Source organism: Saccharibacillus sacchari DSM 19268, assembly GCF_000585395.1.
Taxonomy (GTDB): Bacteria; Bacillota; Bacilli; order Paenibacillales; family Paenibacillaceae; genus Saccharibacillus; species Saccharibacillus sacchari.
Genome location: NZ_KK073875.1, coordinates 560,879 through 575,796 on the forward strand (window position 1 = coordinate 560,879; position 14,918 = coordinate 575,796).

Genomic DNA, 14,918 nt, shown 5'->3' on the forward strand with positions numbered 1-14,918 from the left:
AGTAAATTATTTTGAATTCGCTTTCTTTCAAGCTTGGAGGAGGTTTTTGGGGAAGCTGGGGGCGCTTCCGCTAAGCAAAAAACTTCTCCATGCTTAAAAGCTCCTTCCGGGGGAAGGAGCTAAGAGTTTAAGTTCTATTGAACGGTATCAGAAGGAAGCCGAAAAGTCAGGCAGTACATCAAGCCGTCGCAAATCTCACGGGCGTTGACTTCGAGCATACCGGGAGGAACCAGTTCGATCGGAATCCGGATATCGGTTCGGTTCTTAAATCTTTTGCCTACGAACGGAATCTTCTCGTACGTGCCGGACGCGAGCCTTTCCGTTTCGTCGACGATCACGATCTTCGTTCCCGGTTTGGCTACTCGGATCATTTCCTTTACAGCCCCGGCACCGTCGTTGAAAAAATTGATGCCGCCGACATGATAGACGGTATCGAAACTGTTGTCCCCGAACGGAAGGGCTTCCGCGGAAGCGTGATACAGCGAAGCGGTCCGATTCCACTTTCGCAGATGTTTGCGGCACGCCTGAAGCATGCCCAATGACAGATCCAAGCCGTGCAAATCAATATTTTCCGGCAAATACGGAAAATTGTCTCCGGTTCCGCATGACACTTCAAGCACGCGGCCTCCGTCCGGAATTTCGAGTTCGCTCAAAAACTGATTCCGGTAAGCGGCTTCGCCACCGAATTTCAACCGAAAATAGATTTTGTTCGACAGATTGTAAAAAGGAGCGATGCGGTCGTACATTTTGCGATACTTGTCGTTGTCTCCGATCGTCTGCTCTGCTCCCGGAAACCGTTGAATATCTACTGTAGCCTGCATCGAATTTTTCATCAACGGATCATGCCTTGCCGATGCGCATAGATCGCAAGCTGCGTACGGTCTTCCAGTTCGCACTTCATCAGCAGGTTGCTGACGTGCGTTTTGACGGTTTTGATGCTGATATGTAATTCTTCGCCGATCTCTTTGTTGCCCATGCCTTCCGCGATGAGCAGCAGCACTTCTTTTTCGCGCTCGGTCAGCGGGGAGGAATCGGCTTCGACGGTGCGTTGACGAATGCCCCGGGTCAAGGCTTGGGAAACGTCTCCTGTCATGACCGGCATGCCGCGGAACGCGCCTTTTAACGCATAGATCAGTTCTTCGGCCGTAACGGTCTTGAGCACATAGCTCACCGCTCCGGCTTCGATCGCTTCCATAACCAGTTTGTCTTCCAGGAAACTGGTCAACATGACGACGCGCACAGCAGGAAATTCGGAGACGACGACGCGTGTTGCTTCGGTTCCGTTCATTTCCGGCATCATCATATCCATTAAGATCAGATCCGGCATATCGCCGCCTTCGGCGGAAATGGCGCGCAAGCGTTCGATGACCTCCAAGCCGTTACTCGCTTCTCCGATCACGTCAAACCCGGGCTCCAGCATCAAGTACGTCTTCAGGCCCATCCTCACCATGTCGTGATCGTCCGCCAGCAGGATCTTGATCTTGTCCATGCTCTTCCACTGCCTTTCCTTCTGTGAATTTTGGAATATGTACGCGAATCGTGGTTCCGGCTCCGGGTCTCGAAATAATCTCTGCCCGGCCGCCCAACTTCTCCGCCCGTTCTCGCATGGTCATCAAGCCGTACGAACCTTGTTTTTGCGCCGCGCTTCCGGAAAACCCTTTGCCGTCGTCGCTGATCGACAGCAGCACTTGGCGCTCGTTCTCGCGCAGCGACAAGCTGACGATGCCGGCATGCGCGTGTTTGACGATGTTGGCCATCGCTTCCTGCACGATCAGGAACAACTGCTGCTCGATCGCTTCGGACAACCCTTCGCACAACTCGACATCCTTCACGCCCTTCAACCCGTTTTGGATGCAATAATCCGGGAACCAACGATCCAGCGCGGCGGGCAGGTCGATCCCTTCCAGTTCGACGGGACGCAGCTGCGCGATCAACGCCCTCATCTGCTTCTGGGCCAGATTCGACATCTGAATCAACTGCTGCATCACCTGCACCGAGGCATCGGGATTCAATTCCAAGACTTTCGGCAGCGAAGCGGCAGACATATGGATGGCAAAAAGCTGTTGGCTGACCGAATCGTGCAGATCGCGCGCCATCCGGCGGCGTTCTTCGCGCACGGCGCTTTCCACCAACTGCTCCTTGCCGATCGCTTCGCTCTCCCCGAGCTTTTGCAGCAGCTTGGTCTTGGTCTCGATCGAATCCATCATGACGTTAAATTCACTGTACACGCGGGCAAAAGACTGATCGTCCGTATCGCCGAGACGCAGCGCCAGATTGCCTTGCGACACCTGGAGCATCGTATAATGAAGCACGTCGATCCGACGTTGAATCCGCTGTCCCGCAACGTATCCCGTAACGACGGCGACCAATACGGCGGCAAGCAGATAAAATACCCAGATTCGCGGAGGAAAAACCCGTACGAATCCGTACAGGCTGAACCAATACAGCAAAGCGGCGAGAATCCCGCCGCTTAGCAGAAAGTAAAACATCAATTCCCATTTCGTGTTTTTCAGTAAGTTTCCCATAACCGCCCGCCTTTACCCTACGATATTGACGTTGACGTCCGAGATGAACGAGCTGACGTTAATCTTGATCCGTTTCGCGCAATCGTCATAGTTTCGCGTTTCGTCGGCGCCGCCGACCATGCCGCTTCGCGTGTTGCCCAATACGTTGTGGTTACCGAGGAAGGAGCTGGTGTTTACTTTGACTCCGACTTCCGGGTCGTTCGGCATGTAGATCACGACGTCTCCGATAAAGCTCGATATATTGATTTTCGTTGTTCCGTAAGGAATCTGTGCCTTCGTCAGATCGATGACCGTGTCTCCGATAAAATGGGAAACGTTCAACGGTTTGAGGCGGAAGTAATCTCTGCCGATATAATAGTCGCCGATAAAGCTCGACTCGTTAACGGTTTTGTCTTTTTTTTCTTTATCCGCCTTTTGGCGTGCTTTACGCATCTGTTCGCGATCGTAACCGCTATAGGCGTGCCTACTATCTTCGTCGCAACTATCGTAAAACCTTCCGTTGTCCGAAAAATCTTCCGGAAAAGGATCTTTTTCCAGCGAAACGGTGCCGCGCTTTTTCTTGTCTTGTTCGTGATTCATCGACTTTTTAAAATCTTTCATGGCACTGTCGACTTCGCTTTTCACTTCGTCCGCAATACGGGAAAAGTCGATTTTGCGCACCTGATCGGCTGTCTGTTTACCGAATTCGCGAGCCATGTCTCCGATTTTCTGGAATTCCGACGCATTGTCCGGACGGGGTTCGCGATCTTCCCGATCGAATTCGCGGCGAGCTTCGGGTTCCCAGTCATAACGTTTACCGTCATGTTTGCGTGCATGCTCGGGTTCGCTCTTCGGTTCGTCTTTATCCAGGTTGACGAACATTCGATCCAAAGGCGATTCCAACGGCTCGATCGGAGCTGGCGGAATCGGGGGTTGAGGGTTCGCTTTACTGCCCATAGACGAAAAATCGTCGGGGCTTTCCGGACGGGCGGACGGATATTCCGGAACCCGCTTCGGTTTAACCAGCGTGTAAATGCCGATCGCAATAAGTCCGGCAGGAATCAGGAATTTGAAAAACTCGCCTGTGCCGAGATCGGTAATGCCGAGATTGCGAGCTTGGAAATATCCGCCGATCGCGATCAAAATCAAATGGCCGACGATGCTTGAACTGTGCTTTTTGGCACCCAGCAGCTGCGAAATGCCGGTCACGATCAGAATGGTCGGCCAGAACGTCCGAATCAAATCTCCGATGCCGTAACTGATATAACCGAGTTGATAGGCCAGAAAAATGCCGCCGATCGCGATCAGCCATATGGCTCCGCTTTTCTTCATCACGTTCTCCTCCTTGTATGTGGGACCGGAAACTTCGATCGACGCTTCCGGAAACTCTCTTCTTGTTACATTCAGTCTACCGTAAGCCCGATCGAGGCAAAAGCGGCCCAAGAATGAAAACCGCCTCGGTCTCAAGACCGATATGGGCGTTATAATCGAATCCGGATCGAGTCGATGGCTAATTCTTCATTCCAGCCTTGCTTCAAGTCTTCTTGGCTTAAAGGCTTCCAATCTTGACCGCGCCGCGCCATCATCCCCGTCGCAAATCTTTGACGCTCTTTTTGTAACCCTTGTCCGAACAGCCGACCGTAAGCTTCTTTCAGCAATTTCTTCATCTTATGTTTTCTCATATCCCGCGCCTCCTCTTCGTTTTTTCCAGTATGCGCGAAAAAGCGATTTCTCTTAAGCGGCGCGGGAATGATTTGCTTTTCCGGCCCGAGAGCGAACTTTCGTCCCGCCTCCGGCCCTGCCGTTCTCCGCCTTGCGACCGAGCTGCCGCAGACCCGGAGCAAAAAGACGTAAAAAAGCCGCTCCTATTAAAGAAGCGGCTTGATTTTGAATATTCCACTTTAGATCTTGCGGGTTTGAATCTCTTCTTTTAACAGGGCAATCACTTCGTCCAACGGCTTCGCGCCGAGGTCGCCTTCGCCGCGCTTACGCACGGATACGCCGCCGGCTTCTTTCTCGTTTTCGCCGACTACGAACATGTACGGCGCTTTTTCCAGCTGCGCTTCGCGGATCTTGTAGCCCAACTTCTCGTTGCGCACGTCCGTTTCCACGCGAATTCCGGCTTTTCTCAAGCGATCCGCCACTTGCTCGGCGTATTCGCTGTAGTTGCCCGATACCGGAATGATTTTGGCTTGCATCGGCGACAGCCAAAGCGGCAGGTTGCCGGCGAAGTTCTCCAGCAAGAACGCGGTAAAACGCTCCATCGTGCTGATGATGCCGCGGTGGATCACGACCGGACGATGCTTTTGACCGTCATCGCCGATGTATTCCAATTCGAAACGCTCAGGCAGCAGGAAGTCGAGTTGCGCGGTCGACAATGTTTCTTCCTTGCCAAGTGCCGTCTTGATCTGCACGTCGAGCTTTGGTCCGTAGAATGCCGCTTCGCCCTCTGCTTCGTAGAATGGCAGTTCCAGTTCTTCGACCACTTCGCGCAGCATGCGTTGGGACATTTCCCACATCTCGTCGTTTTGGAAGTACTTTTCGGTATCTTGCGGATCGCGGTACGACAGACGGAAACGATAGCTGTCGATGCCGAAGTCTTGGTATACTTTGGCAATCAGCTTCACGACGCGGCCGAATTCTTCCTTGATCTGATCGGGACGGCAGAAGATATGCGCATCGTTCAGCGTCATCGCGCGCACGCGGTGGAAACCGGTCAGCGCGCCGGACATTTCGTAACGGTGCATCAAGCCGAGTTCCGCGATACGGATCGGCAGTTCGCGGTAGCTGTGCATGTCGCTCTTATAGACCATCATATGGTGAGGACAGTTCATCGGACGCAACACGAGCGATTCGTTGTCCAGCTCCATAGGAGGGAACATGTCTTCTTGATAGTGCTCCCAGTGTCCGGAAGTTTTATACAGCTCGACGTTGCCCATGACTGGCGTGTATACGTGTTGGTAGCCGAGACTTTCTTCCAGGTCCACGATGTAACGCTCCAGCGTACGGCGCAGTTTAGCTCCGTTCGGCAGCCAGATCGGCAGACCTTGGCCGACCAGATTGTTAAACGTGAACATTTTCAAGTCTTTGCCCAGTTTACGGTGATCGCGCTTCTTTGCTTCTTCGAGGAAATGCAAATGCTCGTCCAGCTCGGCTTTCTTGAAGAACGCCGTGCCGTAAATCCGTTGCAGCATTTTGTTCTTGCTATCGCCGCGCCAGTAAGCGCCCGCTACGCTCAGCAGTTTGAAAATTTTCAATTTGCCCGTCGAAGGTACGTGCGGTCCGCGGCACAGGTCAAAGAATTCGCCTTGATCATAGATCGTGATCGCGGAATCTTCCGGCAGCGCTTCGATCAGTTCGATTTTGTAAGGATCGCCCAGCTCGCCGAAAATTTTCAGCGCTTCTTCGCGGCTCACTTCACGACGCGTGATCGGCAGGTTTTCACCCACGATGCGTTCCATTTCTTTCTCGATCTTTTGCAGATCTTCCGGGTTGAGGCCGTGTTCGAGATCCATATCATAGTAGAAACCTTCTTCGATCACGGGACCGATGCCCAGCTTTACTTCATTCGTACCGAACAGACGACGTACCGCTTGCGCAGTCAAGTGAGCGGTACTGTGACGCACCACTTCCAAACCTTCCGGCGATCCCGGCATCACGATTTCGATCTGTGCGCCGTTTTCGAGCGGGGTGCTCAGATCGACGACGATTCCGTTTTGTTTGCCTGCCAGTGCATTTTTGCGCAAGCTGCTGCTGATCGATGCCGCAACGTCCTCGATGGTGCTGCCTGCTTCGTATTCCCGAACGGAGCCGTCCGGCAGGCTGATAGAGATAGCCATAATGATAATTCCTCCTTTGATTTTGAAAAAAGCAAATACGGAATCGGCACGCAAAAAACGCCCGTCCCGCGAAGGGACGAGCGTTATACCCGTGGTTCCACCCTGATTCGGCCCGGTTCCGCCATGCGTTCGATCTCGTCGATGTTGGCGGGACAAAAAGCCCTCATTGAGCACGTCAATAACGGAAGTGCGGTTCCGGCGTGATCTACTGTTCAGCTCTACGATTCGCGCAAGCGGAGATCCTAAGCGGAAGTTCGAAAACGCAGCTCGAAAGGGGTAAATGCGGGCCGGTCCGGAGGAAATTGCAGCCGAAGTTTCCTCTCTCTGGAGCGGTGCCGTGTGCCAGCATTCATGTCTTTGTCGTTGCTTTTGCTGCTGTTCATTATAAGCGGCAACGTTGAAAGCGTCAAGACCGGTGGGTGCGGCAGCAAAGTTACTCGGGTGCGGGAAGCGAGAAGACTCCGACAAAAATTCGTTCAATTCGCTGTCTCACTTGGAAAACTGGATTGGAATTTAAAATGTGGTTTTCCAAGTTCAAAGGCGTCTTTCACTGAATTTTTCTCTCCGTCTTCTCGCTTCCAGTTACATCGGACTTTACCGACACTTTGTTCTTCGATTCAACGAATTTATTTCTGTATCTTCTGTTTTTAAGTCGTTTGAGATTTTCTCGACACGCTTACTGCTGTTCCAGCAATTTCTGTAAATCTTCGATTTTATCGATCACGACGCCGGCCGTTTGGAGTTCGTCCGCGTCCCCGAACTCGGAACGGACGCCGACGACGGGAATTCCGGCTTCTTTGGCGGCGTCGACGTCCGACTTTCGATCGCCGACCATGAGGACTTCAGAAGTGTCCAATCCGCTTTGGCGAAGCAGTTCGCGCAGCACGTCGCTTTTTTGTTCGGCGTTTACGCTTCCCGCGCAAAGCGGATAAGTAATCAGTTCTTTCAGGCCGTCTTTGGCAAGCACGCGTGCGAGATAGGCTTCTCCGCAGTTGCTGGCCGTCGCCAGCTCGTAGCGGCCGGCCAAAGATTTCAGCAGTTCGGGCACGCCGGGCAGTACGTAGGATTGAGTATCCATCTTGTCTCGAAGCAGTTCGTTGTGCCGCTCTTTGTAATGATCCGATCTTTCGTCCGGTATTTCCGAGGCCAGCGTATTCCAGGCTTCGTCGCCGATCATCCCGAACGTCGAGTACACTTCTTCTTTTGTCGGCTGCTTGTTTGCGTCTCCGTTATCGATGGCTTCGCTGAACACTTGGTGATTCACGTCCAGCATCGCTTGCGAGGTATCGATCAAGGTTCCGTCCAGGTCAAACGCGATCACTTTGATCTGCGCCGCGTCGAATGGGATAGGAGTTTCTTTGGAATGGATTTGGGTCATGTTCGCGCCCTCCTGAGTTTTTATATGGTCGAAATAGAATATGTTCATCCTTTCTTATACCCGATTTTGCTCTTTTGTCTCTCGGTCGGAACCTCTATTATTTTCATTTATATGGAAAGGAGTGGCTTTTCGTCAGATGCGGGCAGGACTTATGAAATGAATAGCGAATAAATAGACATGTACGACCAGCGTTACTCATTCAAGGCTACCGGCCGACACAAGGAGGATTCCATGCTATCGTTCAAAAAACCTGATGTCGAGCAGTTCTTCCGTACGTTCGCGATCGAGACTTTCGCGGTTAGCCCGGACGAAGGACAGCTTGTGTTCAGCACCAACCTCAGCGGAAAGTTTGATCTGTGGGCCATGGATCTTCCGAACGCTTTTCCGTATCCGCTTACTTTTAACGGACAGAGCTGCCATGCCATCAAGTACGACAAACGGGGACGTTTTCTCGTGGTTGCATTCGACAAAGACGGCGACGAGAACGCACAGCTTTACGCGCTTCAACCCAAAGGCGGGGAGCTGCTTCCGCTTTGCGTGAAAGAAGGCCATCGCCATATGGGACCGATCTTGTCGGAAGACGGCAAACGTCTCTACTATACGTCGACCAAAGAAGACGCGACTTATCTAAGCGCCCTTTGCTGCGACCTGAACACGGGGCAAGAAGTCTCCGTGCTGCAAGGCTCCGGCGACGCTTCCGTCTTTTTGAGCGACATCAGTCCCAAAGAAGAATATCTCGTATACAGCAAACATTTTGCCAATACCTACGCCCCTGCCTTTATTTGCTTCGGGGATAAGCATGTCTCGCTCGATCCGGAAGCGGAAGGCGAATATACCGTCTCGGACAGCGTATTTACCGGCGATGCGGAGCTGCATTTCCTGACCAACGCGGGCGGCGACTTTACGTACTTCGCCCGCTTCGATATCGAGTCGGAGACCAAGACCAAGCTGCTGGACCTCGAAGGCGTCGATTTCACTTCGATTACTTACGACAAGGAACGCAAGCTGCTGTACCTGACGGCCAGCAAAGGCGTTTCCGATTATTTGTATACGTACGATCTGGAATCCGGCGCGCTGGGCGGCGTTCCGCTTCCTGTCGATACGCTCGCCTCGGTTCAAGTGGCCGAGAGCGGCAATCTGTACATTCTCGGACGCAGCTCGGTAAGCCCGACCAACATTTTCAAAAAAGAACGGTTCTCCGAAGAATGGACGCGCTGCACGAATTACGGCGTACCCGGCATCTCGGAATCGGAGTTGGTTCGTCCCGAAGTGCTGACCTATCCGTCGTTCGACGGTCTGGAGATCGAATCGCTGTTCTTCCGGGCACCTGAGGAGACGTCCAACGGACATACCATTTTGTGGCCGCACGGCGGACCTCAGGCAGCGGAGCGTCTGGGCTTCCGTTCGTTGTTCCAGTTCCTCGTCAGCCGCGGATTCAACATCTTCGCGCCGAACTTCCGGGGTTCGACGGGTTACGGCCTGGCGTTCTGCAAGCTGGTCGAAGGCGATTGGGGCGACGGGCCGAGACTGGACAATATCGCGGGTCTGGATTGGATCGCGGAAAACGGCTACGCCGAGCGGGACAAACTGCTACTGATGGGCGGAAGCTTCGGCGGATACATGGCTCTTCTGCTGCACGGACGCCATGCCGATTACTTCAAAGCCGTGGTCGATATCTTCGGACCGAGCGATCTGTTCTCGTTCATCGAATCGGTGCCTGAACATTGGAAGCCGATCATGAACAAGTGGGTCGGCGACCCTGTAGCGGACAAAGAAAAGCTTATCGCATTCTCGCCGATCACCTATTTGGACGGGATGACCAAGCCGATGCTTGTTATCCAAGGCGCCAACGATCCTCGCGTCGTCAAAGCCGAATCCGACCAGATCGTCAAAGCTTTGCACGAAAAAGGCGCAAACGTCGAATACATCGTGCTTGAAGACGAAGGTCACGGATTCTCGAAAAAAGAAAACGAAATGCGGGTCTACCGCGCCGTGCTGGAATTCCTGGAGAAAGCGATCAATGAACAGCCTGCAAGCGTCCAATCTTAACTTTCGTTTATTCTTCTCTTCGCCTGATAAGCTCGCTTTCTTGCCGTCGATTCGGCAGGAAAGCGAGCCTATTCTTTTTTCATCACGAATTTCCCAATACTGCTTACGCCGTTTGAGCATCATAGCTGGATCATCGTTTTACCCACTTCCCCTATTGACAAAGTGTCTGAGCCACCGTAATGTTGGGATATTGCGCTTGATTGATAACGATTATCGTTGTCAACTCGACATTATACCAAGGGAGTGTCTACCATGAAAAAACTGTTTCTGCCTCTTCTATTCACCCTGCTTCTGATCCTCAGCGCTTGCGGCAACCAAACAAGCACGCCAACTGCAAGCAGCAATGCCGCTACTGAAACGACGGCAACCTCGGAACCTGCCGCCGACACGACAGCCGAAGCCGCTACAGGCACCGTTACATACGAGTCCGAAAACGGACCGATCGAAGTTCCTGCCAATCCTCAGCGCGTTGTCGACTTGTCCAGCTATACCGGCAGTCTGCTTAAATTCGGCGTTCCGGTTGTCGGTGTTGACCAATGGACCAAAGCCAACCCGAATTTCGCGGAACAGTTGAAAGACGTGGAACAAGTATCCGCGGACGACGTGGAAAAAATCATCGAACTTCAACCTGACCTGATCATCGCTTCGAGCGACGTGAAGAATGCGGATAAACTTAAGCAAATCGCTCCCCTCGTGACGTACACATACAATAAAGTCGACTATCTGACTCAAATCGAAGAAGTGGCTAAAGCCGTTAACAAAGGCGAAGAAGGCGCGGCCTGGGTTGCCGACTTTAAAGCGCAAGCTCAAGCTGCCGGCGAAGAAATCAAAGCCAAAATCGGCGAAGACAAAACCGTTACGGTTATGGAAGGCGATGCCAAAGCCCTTTACATCTTCGGCGATGCCTGGGGTCGCGGTACCGAAATCCTGTATCAAGCCATGGGTCTGAAAATGCCGGAGAAAGTCAAAGAAGTCACTTCGTCGCAAGGCTATTACGATCTGTCGCTCGAAGTACTGCCTGAATATATGGGCGACTATGTGATCTTCAGCAAAACGCTGGCCGGAGACAACTCCTTCCAAGAAACCGATACGTACAAAAATATTCCGGCAGTCAAAGAAGGCCATGTCTATGAAGTTGACGCTACAGGATTCTACTTCAACGATGCGTTGTCCCTGGAATACCAACTCGATTTCTTCAAAAAATCGTTCCTGGGCGAGTAAGTTTGCGGGATGAAAAAGTCCGCTTCGCCTAACGTGCTCCGTTCCTTTCCGGTTAAGCTTCTGGCGTCTGTGATCCTGCTTCTCGTCGTATTCGTGGGCGCGATTCTGGTAGGCGCCAAAAGCGTTTCTCTCTCGGATATCTGGTTGGCTGTGACTAGCCCGAGCGTATCCAACGATGACATTTCGGTTATTCGGGAGCTTCGGCTTCCGCGGGAGATCGGCGCGTTGCTGGTCGGTGCCGCGTTAGCCGTTTCCGGCGCGATCATGCAGGGACTGACCCGCAACCCGCTCGCCGATCCCGGATTGCTCGGCATCACCGCAGGCGCCAATGCGGCGCTGGCCGTAGTCTTCGCTTTTCTTCCGGCTGCCGGGTACTTCAGCGTCATGGTCGCCTGCTTTATCGGAGCGGCCGTCGGCGTAATGTTCGTTTTCGGCATACTGGCGCTGCGCGGCAAGACATTGTCTCCGCTGCGCATGGTGCTGGCCGGCGCGGCCGTATCCGCGCTGCTGACCGCGCTCGCGGAAGCGATCAGCCTGGAATTCAAAATTTCGAAAAGCGTGTCCATGTGGACCTCGGGCGGCCTGATCGGCACGACCTGGGGCCAGCTTATGATCATCACGCCTATCATTCTGGTCGGTATCCTCGTGGCTGTTCTGCTTTCCCGCCAACTGACCATCATGAGCCTGAATGAATCGACAGCGGTCGGCCTGGGGCTGAATACGGGCTGGATCAAGCTGGTGCTCTGCATCGTCGTTACCCTGCTTGCAGGTGCCGCCGTATCGCTGGTCGGCAACCTGGCTTTTGTCGGACTGATGATTCCGCACTTGGTGCGCGTCTTCGCGGGAACCGATTATCGGACGGTTCTTCCGCTCTCCGCAATCTTCGGCGCCATGTTCATGGTCGGTGCCGATACGTTGGGACGGATGCTTAACGCGCCGCTCGAAACGCCGGTTGCCGCAATCGTCGCGGTACTGGGTCTACCTTTCTTCCTGTTTATCGTGCGCAAAGGAGGAAAGTCGCTGTCATGAAACCCGTATCCGAAAAAATCTCCTTACTGCAAAAACCGCAGTGGGTCGCCATGCTGCTTATGCTGTTGATTCTGGCCACCTTGGTTGTCAGTTTGGGCCTCGGCTCGTCGACCGTCTCGTTTGATCGCATACTGCCGACGTTATTCGGACAAGGAACGTTCAAAGATGAATTCGTCCTGTTCTCGATTCGGCTGCCGCGCATTTTGATTACCCTGCTGGCCGGGATGGCCTTGGCCCTATCAGGCTCGATTCTTCAAGGGATCACCCGCAATGAGCTGGCCGATCCGGGTATCGTCGGGATCAACTCCGGCGCGGGCGTGGGCGTAGCGATCTTTTTCCTGTTCGCTCCGCTTGAAGTCGGAACCTTCGTGTATCTGCTTCCCGTTGTCGCTTTTGCCAGCGCGCTGCTGACGGCAACCTTGATCTATCTGTTCGCTTACAAGCGCGGCGAAGGCGTCCAGCCGCTCAAAATGATTCTGACCGGCGTCGGCTTTTCCACGGCGCTGTCCGGCGTCATGATCGTGCTGATCTCCTCTGTCGACCGGGTCAAAGTAGACTTCATTTCGACCTGGTTGGCCGGGAATATCTGGGGAACCGACTGGCCGTTCGTTCTTGCTCTTCTTCCGTGGCTGGTCGTGCTGGTTCCGTACGCACTATTCAAGTCCAAAGCGTTGAACTTGCTGTCGTTAGGCGAATCGTCGGCGGTCGGCGCAGGCGTTACCGTGCAAAAAGACCGTATCCTGCTGCTGCTCGCCGCTGTCGCCCTCGCCGCTTCGGCAGTCTCCGTAACGGGCGGGATCGCGTTTATCGGCCTGATGGCTCCGCATATCGCCAGAGGCCTGGTCGGCCCGGCGCATCAGCGCTTCATGCCGATCTCCGTACTGGTGGGCGGCTGGCTCCTGCTGCTCGCCGATACCATCGGCCGGAACCTGGGAGACTCCGACGGAATCGCGGCAGGTATTATCGTCGCCTTTATCGGAGCGCCGTACTTCTTGTATTTGCTGCTGAAAAAACCAAGCTAACATGCAGACTGCACAGCTCAATGTGAATAAAAAGAAAAATCCCGATGCCGTTGGCACCGGGATTTTTTGTATTTGAATCGCCGATCAATTAGTTTTGCATAATGAAGTCGCGTTGTACTTTCACACTCTCGTCATCGAATACTTTAAGCAAATTATACTTGGTATCGCGCTGTGCAGGAATTTTGCCTGCCGCACGGATGATTTCCAGCGTTTGCTCGATGTTGACTTTATGCGTCGTGCCCGCGGCGGAGACGACGTTTTCTTCCATCATCGTGCTGCCGAAATCGTCGCAACCGTATTGCAGCGACATCTTGCCGACTTCCGGCCCCATCGTCACCCACGAAGACTGGAAGTGCTTGATGTTATCGATGAAAATGCGGCTGATTGCCACGTTTTTCAGGTATTGCTCAGGGGTTTGCTTTTCCACCTTCATGTTCGTGTTATCCGGTTGGAACGTCCAAGAGATGAACGCCAGGAACCCTTCGGAATCATAGCCGTTCTGGATGCATTCGTCCTGGGCGTCGCGTACCCGAAGCATATGCAGCGCACGCTCTTCGTAGGTTTCGCCGAAGCCGATGACCATCGTTGCCGTCGTGTTCATGCCGATTTTGTGCGCCGTCTGCATGACGTCCATCCAATCGCGCCACGAGCCCTTCAGGCGGCTGATTTTGCGTCGCGTGCGGTCGTCGAGGATCTCTCCCCCTCCGCCCGGCAGCGAATCGAGCCCGGCTTCGTGAATCGCGCGAATCGTGTCTTCCATCGACATTCCTGACAGCTTCTGCATTTTCATGATCTCCGCCGGAGAGAAAGAGTGCATGGTAATGTCCGGGAAATGCTGCTTGATCTTGCGCAGAATATCCAAGTAATATTGGAAAGGCAGATCCGGATTGACTCCGCCTTGCATCAGGATTTCCGTGCCTCCGACATCTTGGGTTTCCTGGATCTTTTGCAAAATCACTTCATCGGACAGCACGTAGCCTTCCGCCGAACCCGGACGACGGTAGAATGCGCAGAAACGGCAAAAAACGTCGCATACATTCGTATAGTTGACGTTGCGTCCGATAACGAAAGTCGTGATCGGTTCGGGATTTTTGCGAATCATCAATTCGTTCGCGACCCGGCCCAGCTTCTCGACGTCATCCGATTCATACAGGGCGATCGCGTCCTCCACGCTCAAGCGTCCCCCGTTTAAAGCTTTCTCCAATATTGCATCAACCGCACTCATTGCATGCAGCCTCCTTTGTGAAAATAAGTTCAAATAAAGTTGGTCGAATCCGTTCAGGCTGTACTGCAAAATCTCTATTTTAAAAAGTTAAAATTATAAAGGGTACTGCAATACAATTAATCCTATCACACTTCACATAAGATTTAAATATTTGTGAACGTTACGAGACTTGCAAAAAGAAAAATCGACTCGTCGACGCTTGCCTCAAATGGGATGAGACAAGCCTGAGCGAGCCGATTTTACGCGGTGATGCCGTTTACCTTCTATTTAAGCCGATCATTCTAAGCAAGCAGTACCGCAATCAGTGCGATCAATGCCGGAACAGTCTGAATAAACAGAATCTTGACCTTGGCCGTCGCTGCGCCGTAAATCCCCGCGACCATGACGCAAGCCAGGAAGAAGATTTGAATATGCGACGCCGCCTCCGCATTCGGATAGACCAAACCAAAGATCAATCCGGCTGCGAGAAAACCGTTATACAAGCCTTGATTGCCCGCAAGCGATACGGTCATGTCCGCAAATTTCTGCTCCAATCCGAAGGCTTTCATGCCGCGCGGTTTATTCCACATGAACATCTCCAACACCAGGATATACACGTGCAGAAGCGCAATGACTGCGACAAGGACGTTAGCTACCCATTCCATCGATTTC

General features: G+C 53.0%; 13 protein-coding genes. 4 read left to right on the forward strand and 9 right to left on the reverse strand.

Annotated elements, in window-relative coordinates:
- Positions 1 to 134: 134 nt before the first annotated feature.
- From SACSAC_RS02530 to SACSAC_RS02560, 7 genes are all read right to left on the reverse strand, one after another.
- Positions 135 to 833 (reverse strand): class I SAM-dependent methyltransferase, encoded by a 699-nt coding sequence (locus tag SACSAC_RS02530; protein WP_037283122.1) that lies wholly within the window; start codon positions 831 to 833, stop codon positions 135 to 137.
- Positions 833 to 1,489, reverse strand: a complete 657-nt coding sequence (locus SACSAC_RS02535) for a response regulator (RefSeq protein ID WP_037283124.1) — start codon at positions 1,487 to 1,489, stop codon at positions 833 to 835. The genes SACSAC_RS02530 and SACSAC_RS02535 overlap by 1 nt, the downstream gene beginning before the upstream one ends.
- Entirely contained in the window at positions 1,401 to 2,525 is a 1,125-nt protein-coding gene (locus SACSAC_RS02540) for a sensor histidine kinase (RefSeq protein ID WP_037283126.1), read from the reverse strand. Before SACSAC_RS02540 ends, SACSAC_RS02535 begins: the two co-directional genes overlap by 89 nt.
- Positions 2,526 to 2,537: 12 nt before the next feature.
- Positions 2,538 to 3,836, reverse strand: a complete 1,299-nt coding sequence (liaF, locus tag SACSAC_RS26720) for a cell wall-active antibiotics response protein LiaF (RefSeq protein WP_051506811.1) — start codon at positions 3,834 to 3,836, stop codon at positions 2,538 to 2,540.
- Between the two features lie 149 nt (positions 3,837 to 3,985).
- Positions 3,986 to 4,186 carry a hypothetical protein gene (locus tag SACSAC_RS02550; protein ID WP_037283128.1) on the reverse strand — a complete coding sequence of 67 codons (201 nt, stop codon included), beginning with the start codon at positions 4,184 to 4,186 and terminating at the stop codon, positions 3,986 to 3,988.
- Between the two features lie 219 nt (positions 4,187 to 4,405).
- A complete protein-coding gene (gene thrS, locus SACSAC_RS02555; RefSeq protein WP_037291857.1) occupies positions 4,406 to 6,343 on the reverse strand; it encodes a threonine--tRNA ligase in 1,938 nt (645 codons plus the stop codon).
- A 676-nt stretch (positions 6,344 to 7,019) separates the two neighbouring features.
- Entirely contained in the window at positions 7,020 to 7,721 is a 702-nt protein-coding gene (locus SACSAC_RS02560; protein WP_037283130.1) for an HAD family hydrolase, read from the reverse strand.
- 231 nt (positions 7,722 to 7,952) lie between these two features.
- Here SACSAC_RS02560 and SACSAC_RS02570 point away from each other — a divergent pair, with 231 nt between their 5' ends.
- The 4 genes from SACSAC_RS02570 to SACSAC_RS02585 all read left to right on the forward strand — a co-directional run bounded on the left by SACSAC_RS02570 (position 7,953) and on the right by SACSAC_RS02585 (position 13,042).
- Positions 7,953 to 9,770 carry a S9 family peptidase gene (locus tag SACSAC_RS02570; RefSeq protein WP_037283133.1) on the forward strand — a complete coding sequence of 606 codons (1,818 nt, stop codon included), beginning with the start codon at positions 7,953 to 7,955 and terminating at the stop codon, positions 9,768 to 9,770.
- 252 nt (positions 9,771 to 10,022) lie between these two features.
- The gene (locus SACSAC_RS02575; RefSeq protein ID WP_037283137.1) at positions 10,023 to 10,991 is read left to right on the forward strand and encodes an iron-hydroxamate ABC transporter substrate-binding protein; all 969 of its coding nucleotides are present in this window, start codon (positions 10,023 to 10,025) and stop codon (positions 10,989 to 10,991) included.
- 9 nt (positions 10,992 to 11,000) lie between these two features.
- Positions 11,001 to 12,020 (forward strand): FecCD family ABC transporter permease, encoded by a 1,020-nt coding sequence (locus SACSAC_RS02580; protein WP_037283139.1) that lies wholly within the window; start codon positions 11,001 to 11,003, stop codon positions 12,018 to 12,020.
- Positions 12,017 to 13,042 (forward strand): FecCD family ABC transporter permease, encoded by a 1,026-nt coding sequence (locus tag SACSAC_RS02585; protein ID WP_037283141.1) that lies wholly within the window; start codon positions 12,017 to 12,019, stop codon positions 13,040 to 13,042. Before SACSAC_RS02580 ends, SACSAC_RS02585 begins: the two co-directional genes overlap by 4 nt.
- Before the next feature lie 88 nt (positions 13,043 to 13,130).
- On the opposite strand, the gene mqnC is transcribed toward SACSAC_RS02585, so the two are convergent.
- Together mqnC and SACSAC_RS02595 are read right to left on the reverse strand one after the other, a co-directional pair.
- Complete coding sequence (gene mqnC / locus SACSAC_RS02590) at positions 13,131 to 14,267, reverse strand: cyclic dehypoxanthinyl futalosine synthase (RefSeq protein WP_037283144.1); 1,137 nt, start codon at positions 14,265 to 14,267, stop codon at positions 13,131 to 13,133.
- A gap of 281 nt (positions 14,268 to 14,548) precedes the next feature.
- Complete coding sequence (locus SACSAC_RS02595) at positions 14,549 to 14,911, reverse strand: DUF1304 domain-containing protein (RefSeq protein WP_037283148.1); 363 nt, start codon at positions 14,909 to 14,911, stop codon at positions 14,549 to 14,551.
- Positions 14,912 to 14,918: the final 7 nt, after the last annotated feature.

Coding starts and splice junctions, on each gene's coding strand:
- SACSAC_RS02530 (WP_037283122.1), bottom strand. CDS start 833: ATGAAAAATTCGATGCAGGCTACAGTAGATATTCAACGGTTTCCGGGA.
- SACSAC_RS02535 (WP_037283124.1), bottom strand. CDS start 1,489: ATGGACAAGATCAAGATCCTGCTGGCGGACGATCACGACATGGTGAGG.
- SACSAC_RS02540 (WP_037283126.1), bottom strand. CDS start 2,525: ATGGGAAACTTACTGAAAAACACGAAATGGGAATTGATGTTTTACTTT.
- liaF (WP_051506811.1), bottom strand. CDS start 3,836: ATGAAGAAAAGCGGAGCCATATGGCTGATCGCGATCGGCGGCATTTTT.
- SACSAC_RS02550 (WP_037283128.1), bottom strand. CDS start 4,186: ATGAGAAAACATAAGATGAAGAAATTGCTGAAAGAAGCTTACGGTCGG.
- thrS (WP_037291857.1), bottom strand. CDS start 6,343: ATGGCTATCTCTATCAGCCTGCCGGACGGCTCCGTTCGGGAATACGAA.
- SACSAC_RS02560 (WP_037283130.1), bottom strand. CDS start 7,721: ATGACCCAAATCCATTCCAAAGAAACTCCTATCCCATTCGACGCGGCG.
- SACSAC_RS02570 (WP_037283133.1), top strand. CDS start 7,953: ATGCTATCGTTCAAAAAACCTGATGTCGAGCAGTTCTTCCGTACGTTC.
- SACSAC_RS02575 (WP_037283137.1), top strand. CDS start 10,023: ATGAAAAAACTGTTTCTGCCTCTTCTATTCACCCTGCTTCTGATCCTC.
- SACSAC_RS02580 (WP_037283139.1), top strand. CDS start 11,001: ATGAAAAAGTCCGCTTCGCCTAACGTGCTCCGTTCCTTTCCGGTTAAG.
- SACSAC_RS02585 (WP_037283141.1), top strand. CDS start 12,017: ATGAAACCCGTATCCGAAAAAATCTCCTTACTGCAAAAACCGCAGTGG.
- mqnC (WP_037283144.1), bottom strand. CDS start 14,267: ATGAGTGCGGTTGATGCAATATTGGAGAAAGCTTTAAACGGGGGACGC.
- SACSAC_RS02595 (WP_037283148.1), bottom strand. CDS start 14,911: ATGGAATGGGTAGCTAACGTCCTTGTCGCAGTCATTGCGCTTCTGCAC.